At 41.8% G+C, this 18617-nt stretch carries 17 protein-coding genes; 12 read left to right on the top strand and 5 right to left on the bottom strand.

All coding sequences use genetic code 11. From position 1 onward, the window contains the following. The first annotated feature begins 81 nt into the window (after positions 1-81). Positions 82-1146 carry a class II fructose-bisphosphate aldolase gene (fba, locus tag SALWKB2_RS09870; RefSeq protein ID WP_025331513.1) on the top strand — a complete coding sequence of 355 codons (1065 nt, stop codon included), beginning with the start codon at positions 82-84 and terminating at the stop codon, positions 1144-1146. 100 nt (positions 1147-1246) lie between these two features. Here fba and hpaC read toward each other — a convergent pair whose 3' ends face one another. The 5 genes from hpaC to ffh all read right to left on the bottom strand — a co-directional run bounded on the left by hpaC (position 1247) and on the right by ffh (position 7527). Then, positions 1247-1777: a 4-hydroxyphenylacetate 3-monooxygenase, reductase component gene (gene hpaC, locus SALWKB2_RS09865; RefSeq protein ID WP_025331512.1), complete on the bottom strand. Its 531-nt coding sequence runs from the start codon at positions 1775-1777 to the stop codon at positions 1247-1249. 4 nt (positions 1778-1781) lie between these two features. Further along, the gene (gene hpaR / locus SALWKB2_RS09860; RefSeq protein WP_025331511.1) at positions 1782-2231 is read right to left on the bottom strand and encodes a homoprotocatechuate degradation operon regulator HpaR; all 450 of its coding nucleotides are present in this window, start codon (positions 2229-2231) and stop codon (positions 1782-1784) included. A 313-nt stretch (positions 2232-2544) separates the two neighbouring features. After that, positions 2545-5391: a valine--tRNA ligase gene (locus tag SALWKB2_RS09855; protein ID WP_025331510.1), complete on the bottom strand. Its 2847-nt coding sequence runs from the start codon at positions 5389-5391 to the stop codon at positions 2545-2547. 421 nt (positions 5392-5812) lie between these two features. Beyond that, positions 5813-5860 carry an SEC-C metal-binding domain-containing protein gene (locus SALWKB2_RS12730; RefSeq protein WP_370530647.1) on the bottom strand — a complete coding sequence of 16 codons (48 nt, stop codon included), beginning with the start codon at positions 5858-5860 and terminating at the stop codon, positions 5813-5815. A 308-nt stretch (positions 5861-6168) separates the two neighbouring features. Continuing rightward, a complete protein-coding gene (gene ffh / locus SALWKB2_RS09850) occupies positions 6169-7527 on the bottom strand; it encodes a signal recognition particle protein (RefSeq protein ID WP_025331509.1) in 1359 nt (452 codons plus the stop codon). A 224-nt stretch (positions 7528-7751) separates the two neighbouring features. Here ffh and SALWKB2_RS09845 point away from each other — a divergent pair, with 224 nt between their 5' ends. The 11 genes from SALWKB2_RS09845 (at position 7752) to SALWKB2_RS09790 (ending at position 18613) form a co-directional block, all read left to right on the top strand. Continuing rightward, a complete protein-coding gene (locus SALWKB2_RS09845; RefSeq protein ID WP_025331508.1) occupies positions 7752-8552 on the top strand; it encodes a cytochrome C assembly family protein in 801 nt (266 codons plus the stop codon). A gap of 49 nt (positions 8553-8601) precedes the next feature. Next, entirely contained in the window at positions 8602-9999 is a 1398-nt protein-coding gene (locus SALWKB2_RS09840) for an MFS transporter (RefSeq protein WP_025331507.1), read from the top strand. 80 nt (positions 10000-10079) lie between these two features. Beyond that, positions 10080-11072 (top strand): nucleoside hydrolase, encoded by a 993-nt coding sequence (locus tag SALWKB2_RS09835; RefSeq protein WP_025331506.1) that lies wholly within the window; start codon positions 10080-10082, stop codon positions 11070-11072. Positions 11073-11310: 238 nt separating this feature from the next. Then, a complete protein-coding gene (locus tag SALWKB2_RS09830; RefSeq protein WP_038649038.1) occupies positions 11311-12150 on the top strand; it encodes a MurR/RpiR family transcriptional regulator in 840 nt (279 codons plus the stop codon). Between the two features lie 143 nt (positions 12151-12293). Beyond that, positions 12294-12752 carry a hypothetical protein gene (locus SALWKB2_RS09825; RefSeq protein WP_025331505.1) on the top strand — a complete coding sequence of 153 codons (459 nt, stop codon included), beginning with the start codon at positions 12294-12296 and terminating at the stop codon, positions 12750-12752. A 97-nt stretch (positions 12753-12849) separates the two neighbouring features. Next, positions 12850-13503 (top strand): YiiX/YebB-like N1pC/P60 family cysteine hydrolase, encoded by a 654-nt coding sequence (locus SALWKB2_RS09820; protein WP_038649035.1) that lies wholly within the window; start codon positions 12850-12852, stop codon positions 13501-13503. Between the two features lie 485 nt (positions 13504-13988). After that, positions 13989-14696, top strand: coding sequence for an AzlC family ABC transporter permease (locus tag SALWKB2_RS09815; RefSeq protein WP_038649031.1), 708 nt, complete (start codon positions 13989-13991; stop codon positions 14694-14696). Beyond that, positions 14689-14991 carry an AzlD family protein gene (locus tag SALWKB2_RS09810; RefSeq protein ID WP_025331502.1) on the top strand — a complete coding sequence of 101 codons (303 nt, stop codon included), beginning with the start codon at positions 14689-14691 and terminating at the stop codon, positions 14989-14991. Before SALWKB2_RS09815 ends, SALWKB2_RS09810 begins: the two co-directional genes overlap by 8 nt. 343 nt (positions 14992-15334) lie before the next feature. Further along, entirely contained in the window at positions 15335-15934 is a 600-nt protein-coding gene (locus tag SALWKB2_RS09805) for a nitroreductase family protein (RefSeq protein WP_025331501.1), read from the top strand. Between the two features lie 1824 nt (positions 15935-17758). After that, entirely contained in the window at positions 17759-18019 is a 261-nt protein-coding gene (locus tag SALWKB2_RS09795) for a hypothetical protein (RefSeq protein WP_025331499.1), read from the top strand. A 342-nt stretch (positions 18020-18361) separates the two neighbouring features. After that, entirely contained in the window at positions 18362-18613 is a 252-nt protein-coding gene (locus SALWKB2_RS09790) for a hypothetical protein (protein WP_025331498.1), read from the top strand. The last annotated feature ends 4 nt before the right edge of the window (positions 18614-18617 follow it).

Here is an 18617-nt window from a genome sequence, read left to right as displayed (position 1 = left end):
TCATGCCTACAAAAACGGTGCATAGTGGTATAATTGCGCCGATTTTTTTACCAATTATTGCAAGTACACACGGAGAACCTCATGGCTTTAGTTTCTATGCGCCAACTGCTCGACCATGCTGCGGAAAACAGTTATGGTCTGCCGGCGTTTAATGTCAATAATCTTGAACAAATGCGTGCGATTATGGAAGCGGCCGATGAAGTTAACGCTCCGGTGATTGTGCAGGCCAGTGCTGGTGCACGCAAATATGCCGGTGCCCCGTTTTTGCGGCACCTTATTCTGGCTGCCATTGAAGAATTTCCGCATATTCCGGTTGTGATGCATCAGGATCATGGTGCGTCACCGGAAGTATGTCAGCGTTCAATTCAGCTGGGTTTTTCATCAGTAATGATGGATGGTTCGCTGCTGAGTGATGCCAAAACACCTTCCACTTATGAATACAATGTAGATGTCACTCGCAAAACTGTCTATATGGCACATGCCTGTGGTGTATCAGTAGAGGGTGAAATCGGCTGTCTGGGTAATCTGGAAACCGGAGATGCCGGTGAGGAAGATGGTGTAGGTGCGGCAGGTAAACTCAGCCATGAACAGATGCTTACCAGTGTAGATGAGGCAGCGCGTTTTGTACAGGATACGGGGGTTGATGCTCTGGCCATTGCTATTGGTACCAGCCATGGCGCCTATAAATTTACCCGTAAGCCGACAGGGGAAGTACTGCGTATCGACCGCATCCGTGAAATTCATGAACGTTTACCTAATACCCATCTGGTTATGCATGGTTCCAGCTCAGTACCGCAGGAATGGTTACAGGTGATTAACGAATTTGGCGGCAATATTCCAGAAACTTATGGAGTGCCGGTAGAAGAAATTGTCGAAGGTATTAAATACGGTGTACGCAAAGTTAATATTGATACAGATTTGCGTCTGGCCAGCACAGGTGCGATCCGCCGTTTTCTCGCTACGCATCCGGCAGAATTTGATCCGCGTAAATACTTTACTGAAACCATTAAAGCCATGAAGCAAGTTTGTATTGATCGTTATGTAGCCTTTGGTGCTGCCGGTCATGCGAGCCAGATTAAGCCAATTTCTTTGGAAAAAATGGCAAATCGTTACGCAGCCGGCGAGCTGGTACAGATTGTAAAATAAGTATTTTCACATGTAATAATGGACTGTTCGAGAAAGGACAGTCCATTATTGTTTGTATACTGCTTTTTAGTTTATCTGCCGGTGTGGCAAGAAAATTGATTCAGACACAGTCTGCTTCACAAAATGGTATGGCAGTCTGAGTAAACCGGCGCTGAAAATACAGTAATCCCTGATTTTCCTGTGAATTAATATTTATATGCTCAACTGCTACATAAAATACGCTGTGGCTGCCCATATCATGGCTGTCGACAATATGCCCGTGCAAATGCGCCAGTGCTCCTACTAACTGAGGCTGGGCGGAGTGGTGATGATTTTGCCAGTCGTTTTGCAGAAAACGCTCGGTTACCGGAACAGATGTTATTCCGGCAAAATGTTCCGCTACATCCTGCTGAGATGAAGCCAGAACGTTAACACATAAACGCCCGTTGGCGCGGAGAACCGGTTGTATACGGGCGTTGCGGTTAATGCATAATAATAAGGTAGGAGGTGTATCTGTTACCGATGTGACTGCGGTAAGGGTGATGCCATAACGGCCGGCTGAACCTTCGGTAGTAATAACATGTACTGCTGCGGCAACTTTTGACATCGCTTCACGATATTGTAAAGCTACGGCTGACGGTGGTTGATTCATTTTATTAAGTTTCTGGTTCTTCTTTATCAACAGCAATATTGGTAAATTCTTTCAGCATATTGCCTAGTTGATGTAATTTTTCCTGAGTATAACGCTGTTCCAGTACTTTGTACCGTGCATCTACTGAACGACACAAATCTTCATACAATTTTTCTCCGGTCGGTGTCAGCTTGAGAAAAACCCGTCGCTGATCATTGGACGGTTTAAGACGGACTACATAATCCAGTTTTTCCAGTCTTGTCAGGATACCAGTCAGGCTTGGGCGAAGAATGCATGCCTGTTTAGCTAAATCCTGAAAATCCATGATACCATTTTCTGCCAGTAAACGGGTAATACGCCATTGCTGATCAGTGATACCGATATCATTCAGCATCGGACGAAAATGAGATAATAATGCTTCACGAGCCTGAATCAAGACAATGTTGAGGGACGAGTATTTAGATGTATTAATCACCTGTTTGCTCCAATCTTTCAGTATATCTGGTTCATATAACTTTTCAATATAAAGCGAGAAAGTTATTTTTTACGAATTTTACATAATATTATTATAAATTTGAATAATTATGTGTAAATAAATTACAAAACAAGTACATTGTATTTAATTAGTGGTTTGTTTTAGAATAAAAATTTATTTTTTTGCTGATTATTGCAATATTCTTGAAGTCAAAAAAAGAAACCACCAACCTTAATACATGAAAGTAATAGCCGGATTTATCCGGCTGCTACCTGTATCTGTGGTTTGGTGGTTTAGAAGAAATAATTTATAATTAATTGTATTTTTGTAACTGTAAAGCAATTTTAGACATTCTGTCCTGTAGTTGAGCCAGTTCAGTACGGTCTTTTTCTACCAGATGTGCAGGTGCCTTGTCGGTATAGCCTGGTTTGGCCAGCTTTGCTTCAATTTTATCGATATTTTTCTGTAGTTTTTCTGCTTCTTTTTGCAGTCGTGCCGTTTCAGCAGCTTTATCCACTTCGACTTTCAGCATCAGGCGCGCCCCTTGACATACTGCTACCGGTGCATCATCACTTTCTGGCAAATGGGTTACCTGTTTGGCTTCACTCAGACGTGCCATCAGTGGCAGATATGGAAGAATTTCACCCAGATCGGTATTGCTTTCAACCAGTAAAGGCACTTTTACACTCATCGCCAGCCCCATTTCACCACGCAAATTGCGAACTGAATTAACCAGCTCCTGCAAATAATGCATCTGATTTACCGCATCAGCATTATTCAGACTGCTGTCAGCCTGTGGCCATGCGGCCAGCATGATGCTGTCAGTATGTTTTGCGTTAGCCAGTGGTGCAATGGTCTGCCACAGTTCTTCAGTGATAAACGGCATAATCGGATGCAACAGACGCAACACTACTTCCAGAACGCGTAATAGTGTGCGCCGTGTTGCACGCTGCTGTGCTTCATCACCACGCTGCAACTGAGTTTTGGCCAGTTCTACATACCAGTCACAGTATTCATTCCAGATGAATTCATATAAGGTCTGAGCAGCCATATCAAAGCGGTAGGTGTCCAGTGCTTCACTCACTGCTGAAATGGTTTGCTGCAAACGGGTCAGCAGCCATTTATCAACAAAGCTGTAACTTAGCGGCAGACTTTCATCCTGCCCGCAATCGTGATTTTCAATATTCATCAGCACAAAACGGCTGGCATTCCACAATTTATTGCAGAAATTACGATAGCCTTCGGCACGTTTGAAATCGAAATTGATACTGCGGCCCAGGCTGGCATAGCTGGCCATAGTGAAACGCAGAGCATCAGCACCGAATACCGGAATGCCGTCAGGAAACAGTTTTTGTGTCGCTTTAATTACCTGCGGCGCTTTTTCCGGGCGGCGCAAACCGGTAGTACGTTTAACCAGCAGGTTTTCCAGATCGATACCGTCAATCAAATCCACCGGGTCAATGACATTGCCTTCAGATTTGGACATCTTCTTACCTTCATGGTCACGCACCATGCCATGAATATATACATCATGAAAAGGTACTTTACCGGTGAAGTGGGTAGTCATCATAATCATGCGTGCTACCCAGAAGAAAATAATTTCATAACCGGTTACCAATACCTGAGAGGGCAGAAATGCCTGCAATTCCGGTGTTTTTTCCGGCCAGCCAAGAGTAGAAAACGGCACCAGAGCTGAAGAAAACCAAGTGTCCAGTACATCTTCATCACGGGTCAGAACCGCATCTTCACCCGCCTGTGCCTGTGCTTCGGCTTCATTACGCGCTACATAAACGCGGCCGTTCTGGTCGTACCATGCCGGAATCTGGTGACCCCACCACAACTGGCGGGAGATACACCAGTCCTGAATATTGTTCATCCACTGGTTATAAGTATTAACCCAGTTTTCCGGAATAAAGCGTACTTGTCCGCTTTCCACTGCATGAATACATTTTTCAGTCAGAGTTTTACCTTTAAACTCTGATTCCGGTTCAGGGTTGGCAACATTATTATCAGCACTGCGGGTCATAGCCACAAACCACTGACTGGTCAGCATTGGTTCGATTACACTGCCGGTACGGTCACCTTTAGGTGTCATCAGTTTGTGTTCTTCCACTTTTACCAGTAAACCCTGAGCTTCAAGGTCTGCGACCATCTGTTTGCGTGCAGCAAAACGATCCAGTCCGGCATATTGTGCCGGTAATGTAATACCAGCCTGAGCCTGACCCTGAAAATCAAATACTTCTGCCTGTTGTAGTATTCTGGCATCCAGACTGAGTACATTAATCAGTGCAGTCTGATGACGTTTACCCACTTCATAGTCATTAAAATCGTGAGCCGGTGTGATTTTAACGCAGCCGGTACCAAAATCTTTATCTACATACTCATCAGCAATTACCGGAATAGTGCGGCCGGATAACGGCAGCACCAGCTGTTTTCCGATGAAACCGGCATAACGTTCATCATCGGGATGTACGGCTACGGCTACGTCACCCAGCAAAGTTTCCGGACGGGTAGTGGCAACAATCAGAGCGTTGTCCGGATTATCGGCCAGCGGATAACGGATATGCCACATATGGCCGTTTTCTTCGATATTTTCCACTTCCAGATCTGATACAGCTGTACCCAGTACCGGATCCCAGTTTACCAGCCGTTTACCGCGATAAATCAGACCCTGCTCAAACAGGCGTACAAATACTTCGGTAACCACTTCGGCACGCACATCGTCCATTGTGAAATATTCACGGCTCCAGTCTACAGAGCAGCCGACACGGCGCATCTGTTCGGTAATGGTGCCGCCGGAGAATTTTTTCCAGTCCCAGATTTTGGCAATAAATGCTTCCCGGCCTAAATCATGGCGGGTAATATTTTCTACCGCCAGCTGGCGTTCCACCACAATCTGCGTAGCAATACCGGCATGGTCAGAGCCGGGAATCCAGCACACATTTTCACCTTTCATGCGGTGATAACGGGTAAGGCCATCCATAATGGTCTGGTTAAATGCATGCCCCATATGCAGGGTGCCGGTTACATTAGGCGGTGGCAGCTGAATAGCGAAAGAAGGTTTGCTTAAATCCAGTGACGGTGCAAAATAGCCGCGTTGTTCCCATTGCTGATATAAACGGGTTTCGATTTCACTCGGAGAATATTGGGTGTTTAACATGGTTACGAATTGGAAAAAAACAAAAAATAAGATTCTGATTATAACTCATGCGCTGAGGCAAGGTTTAAGACGATGCGCTTTTGTCAGAATCCAGATATCAAAATAAACAGTCTTATTTTGAAAATAGAGGATAAATCGAATAAACAGTTAATTATTAAGCAAATGCCATAAATGAAAACTATGAGTACAGGCGGATAATTAACTAATAAATATATATTTCTGCTGCCTTATCTGTTTATTATCTGTGCAGGCGGGATAAAACTGTGCAGAAGCCCAATCAATTATCCCCCGGTATGCGTAGAATACAGGGGGAGTAATTAAAAGTGGATTAAATCAGTAGCAGTGATTACTGGCAGACATCAGCGGAAGTAGTCATGTCTGTTGCTGCCATCGAAAGCAGCCGGTTTTCAGACAACACTTCTTAAAAGCTGCGACCCGAGTTGCATGGACAGGGATCATTGCGCCCCAGCTTTTCATGCAGAACTTTGTCACCATGAACAGTTCTTATCAGTCCGCGTTTAACGTTGGTTTCTGACGGGAAACCTCTGCGGCGTTTGCTGGTTGGCTCAAAAAAAGCCTTTATTATTAAATTTGCGCATTATCGTACTCCTTTTTAAGATAATGTAATTAAACAGCAATCTTAAATTGCTCGGAATATTTTACAGTAAAGATATAAGATTATCTATGCCGGATGCTTGTCATAAGCTATCTTCAGGAGATAGCAGAAAATAAAAAACTGCCTGAATCTGAATTCAGGCAGTGTATTAAAAATACAGGTTATTGCGGCATGATACCTTTCATGCCTTTGGCCAGACGCATCAGTTTACCCATACCGCCCTTGGTAAATGATTTCATCATTTTTTGTGACTGCTCAAATTGTTTGAGCATTTTATTCACTTCCTGCACGGTAACGCCGGAACCATTGGCAATGCGGCGTTTACGGCTGGCTTTAATTAGCAGCGGATTGGCGCGTTCTTTGGCAGTCATTGAGTTGATAATGGCTTCCACACGACTCATGGCTTTTTCTGCCGTGCCTTCCGGCACCTGTTTGGCCATTTGTCCCATATCGCCCGGCAGCTTAGACATAATGGATTCAATTCCACCCATTTTACGCATCTGCTGAATTTGTGCTTTAAAGTCATTCAGGTCAAAACCTTTGCCTTTATGCAGTTTTTTTGCCATCTGCTGCGCGGTTTTTTCATCAATGCCTTTTTGCACATCTTCAATCAGTGAGAGTACATCTCCCATGCCGAGAATGCGCGAAGCCAGACGATCCGGATAAAACGGTTCCAGCCCGTTGATTTTTTCACCTACACCAATAAACTTAATCGGTTTGCCGGTTACATGGCGTACAGACAAAGCGGCACCCCCACGGGCATCGCCATCCATTTTGGTTAATACCACACCTGTCAGAGGCAGCGTATCATTAAAAGCCTGTGCTGTATTTACGGCATCCTGACCCTGCATGGCATCTACTACAAACAGAGTTTCTACCGGATTAATCGCTGTATGTATCTGCTGGATTTCATCCATCATTTTCTGGTCAATAGCTAGCCGGCCGGCAGTATCCACCATCAGTACATCATAAAAATGTTTTTTGGCATGATCCAGAGCATTTAATGCAATGGTCACCGGCTGTTCACCTTCGTGTGACGGGAAAAAATCCACTTCAACCTGTTGTGCCAGCAATTTTAGCTGCTCTATTGCCGCCGGACGGTATACGTCGGCAGAAACCACCAGGATTTTTTTCTTCTGCTCATTTTTCAGCAGTCGGGCCAGTTTGCCTACCGTAGTGGTTTTACCTGCCCCCTGCAAACCTGCCATCAGAATCACGGCCGGTGGAACTGCGGCCAGATTCAGACTGCTGTTTTGTGTGCCCATCAGTTCGGTAAGGGCATCGTTTACCACACCAACAAAAGCTTGCCCGGGTGTGAGACTACCAATGACTTCTTGCCCAACTGCACGTTCTTTTACCGAAGCCATAAACGTTTTTACAACTGGTAGGGCAACGTCTGCTTCGAGTAATGCCATACGTACTTCACGCAGGGCATCTTTGATATTGTCTTCACTCAAACGCGCCTGTCCGCGCAGAGTTTTCGCGATTTTACTAAAGCGATCTGATAGATTGTCTAACATCGAAACCATCTCCGGCTAATTGTAAGCAGCCTGTATATGTTCGGTGAAAATTGCCTGTTGCCAGTCAATTCGCACAATAAATAGGTATGATAAGTAGCAATTTGGTTATAAAATGGCACCCCGTTGCTATACCTGCCTGTATTTTTTAGCAGGCATAGCAATAATAAATACCTATTTTACACTACGCGCGCCAATTTTTGGCGCGCTATTGCTGCGGAAAAATCATGAGCTTATTGCTGCTGGTGCTTATTCTTGCTTATGTCGTGCTTTCTGTACTGGCATGGCGGTTCTGGCAACGTCATACTGATGTGCCTTATCCGTTGCGGGGTGAGCAGTTACTGTTACTGCTGATATTGCTGCTGCATACCTTTGTTGTATGGCAGCCAATGTTGCAGCAGCATGTACTGCTGGTGGGGTTCGGTCAGGCACTCAATCTGATTACCTGGTTAATGGTAATGCTGTATTGGGTGGGCAGTTTTCGCTATCGCCTGCAGGGATTACAGCTGGCGCTGTTTCCCTGTTCGGCACTCGTACTGTTGATTGCCTTACTGCTGCCCGGGCAGGCTATTGCTTACCCGATGCACAACACAGCATTCATGATACATGTTTTGTCGGCATTGCTGGCTTATGCCCTCTTTGGCATTACAACCCTGCTGGCTATGCTCATGCTGGTACGCAATCATTATCTGCACCGGCGTAAAACTGTTCCGCAGCAATCATTCCTGCCGCCTTTGCTGGCTATTGAAAAATTAATGTTTCAAGGCCTGCAGGCGGGTTTTGTGCTTCTGACTATAGCGGCTGTCAGCGGCACAGTATTTTCCGAAGCTGTATTTGGTGAGCCGGCACGTTTTAATCATAAAACGGTATTCGGCGTGCTGTCATGGATAATCTATCTGGTTATCCTGCTCAGACATCATATGCAGGCATGGCGCGGGAAAAAAGTGGCATGGTGGGTTATTGTGTCATTTGTCAGCCTGATGCTGGCTTATTTTGGCAGCAAGTTTGTGCTGGAAATTTTGTTTTAATCTTTTTTGTAACTAGTTTCACCCTGATTTGTAACCATAGGATATTTGAATGAGTGACTTACAATCGTCAGTTGACAGCCCGAAACAGAGCGCAGCTGAACAGCGTTTAGCCACACCTGAAGGACGACGGGAATTTATTAAGGCAACACTTTCCTGCTGGCTCGGAACCACCATGGAGTATGTGGATTTTGCTTTATACGGTCTGGCCGCAGGGCTGGTATTTGGAGATGTGTTTTTTCCCGAATTAACGCCTGCAATTGCTCTTCTGTCCAGTTTTGCCACTTATTCAGTCGGCTTTGTTGCCCGCCCGATCGGTGCCATATTTTTTGGCCGTCTTGGCGACCTTAAAGGACGTAAATTTGTACTGGTAACCACTATTGCTCTGATGGGTATTTCCACTACGCTGATTGGTCTTATCCCTAGTTATGCCACTATCGGGATATGGGCACCACTTCTTTTAGCTGTACTGCGTTTTATGCAGGGCTTCGGGGCCGGAGCCGAACTTTCCGGTGCTACAGTTATGCTGGGAGAATATGCTCCACCTAAACACCGCGGTCTGATTGCTTCTATTATCGGTATCGGTTCTAACAGTGGTACACTGGTCGCTTCGTCTGTCTGGCTGCTGGTGTTAATGCTGGATAAAGAAGATGTAGCCAGCTGGGGATGGCGGATACCATTTATTCTCAGTGCACTGATAGCTATTGCCGCTACTCTTATTCGCCGCCATGTACGGGAAACTCCGGTATTCGAGCAGGAACAAAATGAAGTTAAACAATCCCGGGTGCAAAAAACTGAAATATCAGCTTCACAAACTACGGTGGCAGCTGAAAAAACTTCCTTTCTGGCACGTAATAAAGCATTTTTTGTTATGCTTGGCTTGCGTATCGGTGAAAACGGCCCATCTTACCTCGCACAGGGATTTGTTATCGGCTATGTGGTCAAATTTCTGAAAGTGAATCAAACTGTTGCTACTTCTGCGGTATTTGTTGCGTCTTTATTAGGCTTTTTTGTGATTCCGTTTGCCGGCTGGTTATCCGACCGGTTTGGCCGTCGTATTGTTTACCGCTGGTTCTGTTTTCTGCTGATGCTGTATGCTGTTCCGGCTTATATGTTTCTGGAAACACGGGATCCTTTTATTGTAGCCAGTATTATTGTTATTGGTATGTGTCTGGCATCACTGGGTATTTTCGGTGTACAGGCAGCCTATGGAGTAGAGCTGTTCGGGGTGCGTAACCGTTATTCCAAAATGGCTCTGGCTAAAGAGCTCGGAGGCATTATGTCTGGTGGTATTGCGCCATTAGTTGCCTCAGCATTGCTGGCTCAGTATGGTACATGGTGGCCGATTGCAATTTATTTTGCAGCAATGGCAGGCATTGGCTTTATAACTACATTCTATGCTCCGGAAACTCGCGGACGCGACCTGAATGCAGTAGAAGACGCTATTTAACTGCTTTAACAAATTGATAGAATCACCAATAACGGAGTCAGCTACTGACTCCGTTGTAATTGAAGCATAGGTAAATATTTATGAAGCGTATCGTAATTGACTGTGATCCCGGTAATGGTGTTGCAGGCGCGAATGTAGATGACGGGCTGGCACTGGCGCTGGCGCTGGCTGCAGATTCAATTAAACTGGAATTAATTACCATTGTGGCCGGTAATACACCACGGGATACCGGTTTTCAGGTAGCGCACCAATTAATGCAGGAATTGAATCAAAGCATCCCGGTAGTAAAAGGAGCTGCTCAGGCATTGCTTGAACCGGCTGCCCCATGGCGTGAACAACTGGATAATAATGTACGCAAACAGGGATTATTGTCTTTATGGGACAATCTGCCACCTCTGCCGCCATTAAATGATCACAGCGCGCCACATGCGGCTCAGGCAATTGGTGAACTGGTGTGTAAGAACCCCGGTGAAATTACCGTGGTGGCTATTGGTCCGTTAACCAATATTGCCCATACCATCCAGCTTTATCCTGATTTTGCCCGGTCTGTTGCCGAAATAGTCATCATGGGCGGTGTATTTCAGCTGGACAGCTATCTTAAGGACACCAACTTCGCTGTTGACCCGGAAGCAGCCAAAATTGTTATCGAAAGTGGAGCCAATATTACCCTTGCACCGCTGGACGTAACTACACAGACACTGCTCACCCATCAGGATCTGGATAAACTTCAGAGCTTTGCCAATCCGCTTGCAGATTTTATTGTCCGTACATCACGTCCGTGGATGGACTATTCTATTCAGACACGTCAGCTGGCCGGTTGCTGGATTCATGATGTATTGTGTGTCGCCAAGCTGATTGATGAAAGTATTGTTACCAGCTCACCTTATATTGTTGATGTATCCACTGCGCGTGACTGTACCCGTGCCAGCAGCCGCCGCTGGAAAGAGGGTGCACTCAGACTGACTGTCGGTATGCCCCCAGTCAGTCATCAGCCTGTTAATGTAATGGAGCAGGTAGATAATCAGCGTTTACTTGAAATTATATTTAATGCATTAGGTCAGTATCGCTGCTAGAAAATATTAGAATATCTTACAGTAATAACAAAAATCTGTTCTAAATACCGCTATAATAAATATTTATGGTTTTAATAACCATCATGATAACGATAATCCACATCAAAATATTGCATTTGTTTATTTCAGTGTTAGGATAGGCACGCAATACAAGAGAAATCAGCAGGTTTACCATGTATAAATTAATTATCAATATTTCTCTTCCTGTTTTGTGGCAACAACAAAACAGGAGAGCATAATGTTAGCCAAAATCAGTCAGAAATTACCTGAATTATCTTCAGCGGAACGCCGGGTGGCTGAATGTGTACTGGCGCAGACCAAGTGGTTCGTACACGCAGCTGTAGCCACTATTGCCAAAGAGGCACGCGTCAGCCAGCCTACGGTTATCCGTTTTTGCCGTACCATGGGCTATAGCGGGTTACCTGAATTTAAACTCAATCTTTCCGCCAGTATCGGCCATGACGGTATGCCGTATGTTCATGAAGAGCTTAACAGCACCGATTCTATGCAGGATGTGCTGAATAAAGTTATAGCCAGTACCGCAGCCACGGTGCTTGGCAGCCGTAAATCCCTTAATGCGGCTGACTTGGAAACCGCAGTCAGGCTGATGGCCAAGGCTCGCCGTATAGAATTCTATGGGGCAGGCAATTCAGGTATTGTTGCAATGGATGCTCAGCACAAACTTTTCCGTTTTGGTTTGTCTACAGTTGCTTATACTGATAGTCACGTACAACTGATGGCTGCTGCCGTATTGTCACCACAAGATGTGCTGGTTGTTATTTCGCATTCAGGTTCTTCACGAGATTTACTTGATGCAATTAAAATTGCCAGGGGTAACGGTGCAAAAGTAATCGCTCTTACCCGTGCCGGATCACCCGTCGCACAAGCCTGTGACTGTGTCATTAGTGTTGTTACCCCTGAAGACAGCGAAAAATATACCCCGATGATTTCCCGTCTGCTGCAGCTGATGGTAGTTGATATGCTGACTATCGGCCTGGCCTTGCATCTGGGCGAAAATGTAAGCGAAATGCTGGCAAAAACCAAGGCAGGGGTTAAGCTGAAATTTTTACAAAATTAATTTCAGCAGAAAAACAGCTTTTGGTATGATTTACTATCAGCCAATATGATTACCTGGATAAAGTTTCTGCCGGTTGTCAGCGGGTTTCATTGCCCCCTCAGGCACGGTATTTATCTTAAATTATTACAACGAAATGAGCGCTAGTGAGTAACAAAACCCGTCAAATTAAACGTCAGACCGAACAGCAGAAAAACGTTAAAACTTCAGGAGTGGCTACGCAGCAGAAAAGAGGCTCTGCCATCCTGGTAGGCATTATTGCTATTTGTCTGCTTGCCGGAGGACTGTATATCGGCGGCTGGTTTAATCTGGTTACGCCGGCACAGATTCAGCAGTGTGAAACAGCAGTCAGACAAACATTTCCACAGGCTGCTGATCAGAATGTCTTGCTGCCCAAATGTAATAATCGCCATATGATTGAAGGTATGAGCAGCCCGGGCAGCCAGAAACTGAGTTCTAAACAGATACTGGACAGTCTGGATGTGGGCAAAACTGTTGATTTAGTTTCCATGTTTATCGGTGGTGCGCTGATTGGTGCGGCTATTGCTGCATTTGCTGCCAGCTACCGTATTTTCCAGCGCAAGCTTGGTAAAAATACTGATTGATTTAAAAGCGTACTTTACAGCCTCATTCTATAAATACTGGTTAATCAATGTATATGCAGTATAATTAATCATTATTTACTTAAGATATGGTTTGTACATGAATAAAAAAACTATCCGTTTATTGCTGGCTCTGGTGTGCAGTTTATTCTTCAGTCTGAATGTCTATGCCCAGAAATCCTTTAAACCGCAAAATGGTGATCTTATTTTTCTGGAAAAGTGTGATGGCGGTATGAATAGTGCCATTAAGGCCGCTACCAGTGGTCTGGCCGGATATAATTTTACTCATGTCGGAATTGTCTGGCAGAAAACCCCAAATCAGTTTTTTGTTATTGAAGCCACTACTCCTGAAGTCCGCATCACATCCCTGAAAACATATCTGCATCCCAAAAAACAGTGTCAGCCGCGAGCAGTAGTGGGCAGATTGAAAGCACCTTATCAGGCACTGATTCCTTCTGCTTTGATTTATGCACAGCAAAAAGTAGGTAAAAAATACGATGATGCCTTTGATATCACTAACGATCAGTATTACTGTTCTGAGCTGATTTATCAGATATTCAAGGAAGCCAATAACGGGCAGGAAGTATTCCCTTTACGCGCAATGACCTTTAAGTCTAAAGATACTGGTGAATTTCCTGATTACTGGGTAAAGCATTTCCAGAAAATGGGTATTCCGATACCTGAGGGTCAGCCCGGAAATAATCCGGGCGATATGTCCCGCTCTGATTTAATTGATATTGTTCATTATTATTAGTCATTAACCAACAGACCGGCATTAATTATGCTGGTCTGTTTCATTATAGAAACTAAACTTTATCCGGCACATACCAAATTAACCAATCGCTAATCATGAGTCAGATAAACGGATTAATACAGATATCCGTACTATTCCTGAATAATGAAAATTAATAGCATCAAAAATTTTATACCGAGTTAGCTGTCTTATATTTATGATTAGCAAAATGACATATGTATTTTTAAAGACAGAAATTTATATATTAATTCAGCATCATTCTATTAATAGAATAGAAAAGCGAATAGATAAAATAATCCAATTGTAATTAACTTGCATAAAAAATTCAGAAGTAGATTATTATTAGCGCATAAAATTATTTATTTGTATCGAGTCCGTCCGCTTAAGCTGTATTTCATTATCAATATTGGTATTTTATGTTTACGTTGTGTAAATATCCTTTTTATAATACACAACACTAAAATTACACCGGAAAGCACTAAACAGTGTCATCGTCTGCCGTATTACAACCAAAACAGGAATTTAAGAGAGGGTTGATTACCGCTTTGCCGGTTATGCTGAGTTTTATTCCGTTTTCACTGGTTTTAGGTGCGCAGGCAATTCAAAAAGGAATGAGTACCGGTGAAATTTCACTGCTTACTGCGGTAAACTTTGCCGGTGGTTCCGAATTTGTAGCGGTTAATCTGTGGACTTCACCCCCGCATTTAATCTTGATTGCTTTAATGACACTACTGGTAAACAGTCGCCATATTCTGATGAGTGCAGCACTGACACCTTATCTAAAAGATCTGCCCAGACGAAAAGTATTATCTGCGTTGTTTTTAATGTGTGACGAAAGCTGGGCACTGGCATTTACTGATGCGAAAAACTCACCAAAGCAGAAATTCAGCTATTATTTTTATCTTGGTGCCGGCATAGGTCTGTATGTCGTCTGGGTCGGATTCACAACTGTGGGTGCACTTATCGGGCCGGTAATTGGCGATGTTACTCATTACGGCTTTGATATGGCCTTTGTGGCAGTGTTTCTGGTTTTACTCAAAGGAATGTGGAAAGGTTTTACTGCAGCTATTCCATGGCTGGTGAGCCTGCTGGCGGCGATTGCTGGCTATCTTTTCCTGCCTGGTGCATGGTATGTATTACTGGGTACAATAGCAGGCTTAACTGTAGCTTTTATCATGGCAGCGTATGATTGATTTATCAGCTTTACTCACTATTCTGGCCATGGCGGTAGTTACTTACATCACCCGAATCAGTGGTTATCTGTTATTACGCAAGCGTAAGCTTAGTCCGCGCCTGGCCAAAGTCCTTGAATCCATCCCCGGCTGTGTCCTGATTGCCGTAATCGCTCCTGCCTTTGCCACAACCAATCCGGCTAATCTTTTGTCCGTTATCATCACGATATTACTGGCGTGGCGATTTTCACTGTTACCAACAGTGGTGTTCAGTATCGCTATTACGGCTTTTTTGCGTCACTATCTGCTCAGCTAAATACCGCATATTCCTGACCCAATAACAGTAATAATTTATAAAAATATATTAAAAACAGTCTGTTTAATAGAACAAATCTGGCATTTTCATAGAAATAAAAAAATCAATTCCTGTAAGGAAATACTGTGTAACAACGACTTCAAACCGGCGCAATTATCATCAATTCCGATTTATTTTGTTTGTTATGTTCTGTTTTTTAAGAAAATAAAATTTATTAATATCTTTAATGAATAATTTTTGTACTGATAAACAGGGCTGGGTAGACTTAAATTTTTCCGCTAGTATATCAATGTATGTTGGAGTTAATTTATTAATTTAATTGCATAATGATAAAGGAAAGAACATGAATAATACATTAATAGAAGCCATTGAAAAACGTCGTACCCAGTATGCACTCGGCAGGAATATTATTCAGGCACAAGAAGAAATAACTGCTTTAATAGAAGAAGCCATTAAACTGTCTCCGTCAGCTTTTAATTCGCAAAGTTCACGTGCTGTAATCCTGTTTGGTCAGCAAAGTGAAAAATTTTGGCATATTGTCATGAATGAATTGCGTATCATAGTACCTGCAGACAAATTTGCCCCCACAGAAGCCAAAATTAATAGTTTTGCGGCTGGTGTCGGTACCATATTATTTTATGAAGATCAGCAAATCATCACCAGCCTGCAACAGCAATATCCCAACTATGCTGAGCAGTTTCCTGTCTGGTCGGAACAGGGAAGCGGTATTGCCCAGTTTGCAGTCTGGTCTGCTCTGGCAAATGCCGGCATCGGCGCCAGCCTGCAACACTATAACCCTTTGCCGGATGCGGCAGCCGCTAAAGAATGGCAGATACCGGAAAGCTGGAAACTGCGTGCCATGATGCCTTTTGGTTCCAATGAAGCACCTTTCCCTGAAAAAAGCTTTATTGATGATACTGAGCGATTTAAAGTATTTTACTGAATCAGATAATCAGATATCATTTATAAAATAAATTCTGTAATATCACCGGCCGGATTAGAATTTCTGAGATCCGGTCAAATTTTTAGCTTTTTTCCGAGCAGAATCATTCTTGAATATAATTCTGATATTTACTGTAGCTTTACAGTAATCCAAGTTTATCAAAAATAGATAATATTGGTTACAGATATTAATAACAGGAAGATATAAAAGCCTGTGGTATTAGATATTTAAGAGAATGAGATCTGGATTTAAGTATCCTGTGGTAGTTAACATAATATTATATAAGGGAAGAGAAAGACAAATATGAGATGGATTTGGAAACATAAAATATTTAGTGTATTTATACTTTTATCATTGTCTATTTCAGGTTAAGCAATATGGTTTATATTTATATTTACCGGCAGAATTGATGATCAGTATGGAACATATATATTTAAATATGATTATTATGGAGACTCTGGTATCGAATATGAACTTCATCATACTAGTAATAAGCATAACTACCATGCACTTGTACCTAATTATGTGAAAAAAGGGGACAGTATATTTTTTACCTATATAAACGGTACTTTCGATGAAGGATTCTGTTATTATGAGAGAAAAATATATTTAGGAAAAATTGATTTAAAAAATAATAAATTAGAAAATAATATAAACATTAATTTATATTTTTATAAGTATTCTTATTAATATAATTATAATTAAATTATTTTAATATTCTAATGAAATAATACTTTGTTTTACACAAAATTGGCGGGGATTACCTGTCAATTGTTTATTAACAAGTGAATTGAGATTATTATCGACTAGATACCTTCAACCATTCTTTAATGAAGCGCCATATACCCCAACAAAAATTTATAATCAAAAATGAAAGGAAAGATGAAGTCAAAAAGAGTATCAAACCATCTGTTATAGTAATAGGCCCCTTGTTAAATATTAAGAGAAATGCAAACATAACAATATTTAAAATAATAAAAGAAGTCCAATATAGTTTCCTTTTAAAAGTATCTTTTGACCATCCTAATTCTATAAAACCTCTACAAAATTCTTGAATGATATTTCCTGCAATGTGAGCAATAAATTCGCCTGGCATATAATAAACTTATAATATATAAAAGGATTATAATAAATAATTTCGCGGTATATAGCAATATTATAAGGATAGTAGTAATTTCGGAATTAGGATTAAGAATAAATATATTAGAATATAACATTGCTTATCTTCCTAATTTTCAAAGTATAATTGGTTAACAAAGTTTAAACATAAAACAAGAATAAGCTATCAATCTCCGAAAAATATATTTACAGGAAAAGAACTCGATCAATATGGTGCTAAAAGGTTTAACAAATATTTATTGTTACCGGTGCCGGACGATGCAGACCTTTTAACATGTATTATTCATTATCGGTTTATATAGTCTTGCTTAGGATATGATAAAAAATTATCCAAAAATTTATTTTGTCAGCTGGGTAATTCAAATTGTATTATCATATATTTAATAATGATTAAATTTAATCATTTATTAAAACTATTAAATTTGATAGGAGCAGGTTTATCCTCCCCAACTATCAGCATAGGCGGGATAGCAACAGCCACAGCCAGCCCTGTAGTTTTATACCAGATAGGACATTTGAAAGATAGTTTTGGCAGAAGTATAGACGCTAATAGTAATTAGCCAGTTAAAAAGAAAAATATAAATCCTTATTATTTAGATTATAAGAAAAAAAGATTTGAAGGTACAATGCAAAATAAAAACAATATAAACCTATCAATCCCGATTCTGGTAAGGTCAACTAAACTTCAGAAAGGAGTGCATTATCATGAAATACCACATTAAAATTATATTCCTGTTAAGTATGTGTTTGTGCTTGGAGGGTTGTATGGACGCAGCTATAAGATTCTGGAATGGTCCGGGCTGGATATCAGCAGCACATAAGAAAGCTAGTAAGGAATGTTTTGAAGAGCTTGAATTAACTGTGCCTGACCCACATGACCCTCAGGGTTCTGAAGCAAGGAATGAATGGATGGCTAACGTTTATGGACCTGCAAGAATAGAATGTATGAAGAGAAAAGGTTTTTAAAAATTGTTGAGTATCATATTAGAATTAAGTTTCTGATAGATATGAATTTGTGCTTGGATAATTGAATGGACTCAGCTATAAGTTTCTAAAACGCCTCTAGCTGAATATTAGCAGCATATGATGAAGCTGAAAATGAGTGGTTGACTAACGTTTGTACACCTGCATCAATAGCATGAATAAGAAGAAAAGTTTATTAGTCTCAGACAAATTTTAAATAGACAAAAATGGAGTATAAAGTGGCAAGTAATATTAAGAAATTTAGCTTAGCTGGATTTGTTATATTATGAGGATGCAGTACAGATACTTTACGGTTTGAGATAAAGAGTAGAAAACAAATAATTCATGTATTCGCATAGTAGTTATTTCAGAGAAATACCTTATAAATTTTTGAAAGATAGTTATGGCAGAAATATAGATAAGAATGGTAATTTAACAGGTAATATTGAAGTTAATAATCCTTATTATAAAGATTTTAGAGACAAGTGGTTTGAAGGTCCAAATCATAATAAAAATGATACAAACCCATCAATACCGGTTCTGGTAAGGCCAACGAAACCTCAGGAAGGAGTGCATTATCATGAGACACCACATTAAAATT

This window comes from Snodgrassella alvi wkB2, assembly GCF_000600005.1.
In the GTDB taxonomy this organism is placed as follows: domain Bacteria; phylum Pseudomonadota; class Gammaproteobacteria; order Burkholderiales; family Neisseriaceae; genus Snodgrassella; species Snodgrassella alvi.
This window is presented reverse-complemented; position numbering and strand designations above follow the sequence as displayed.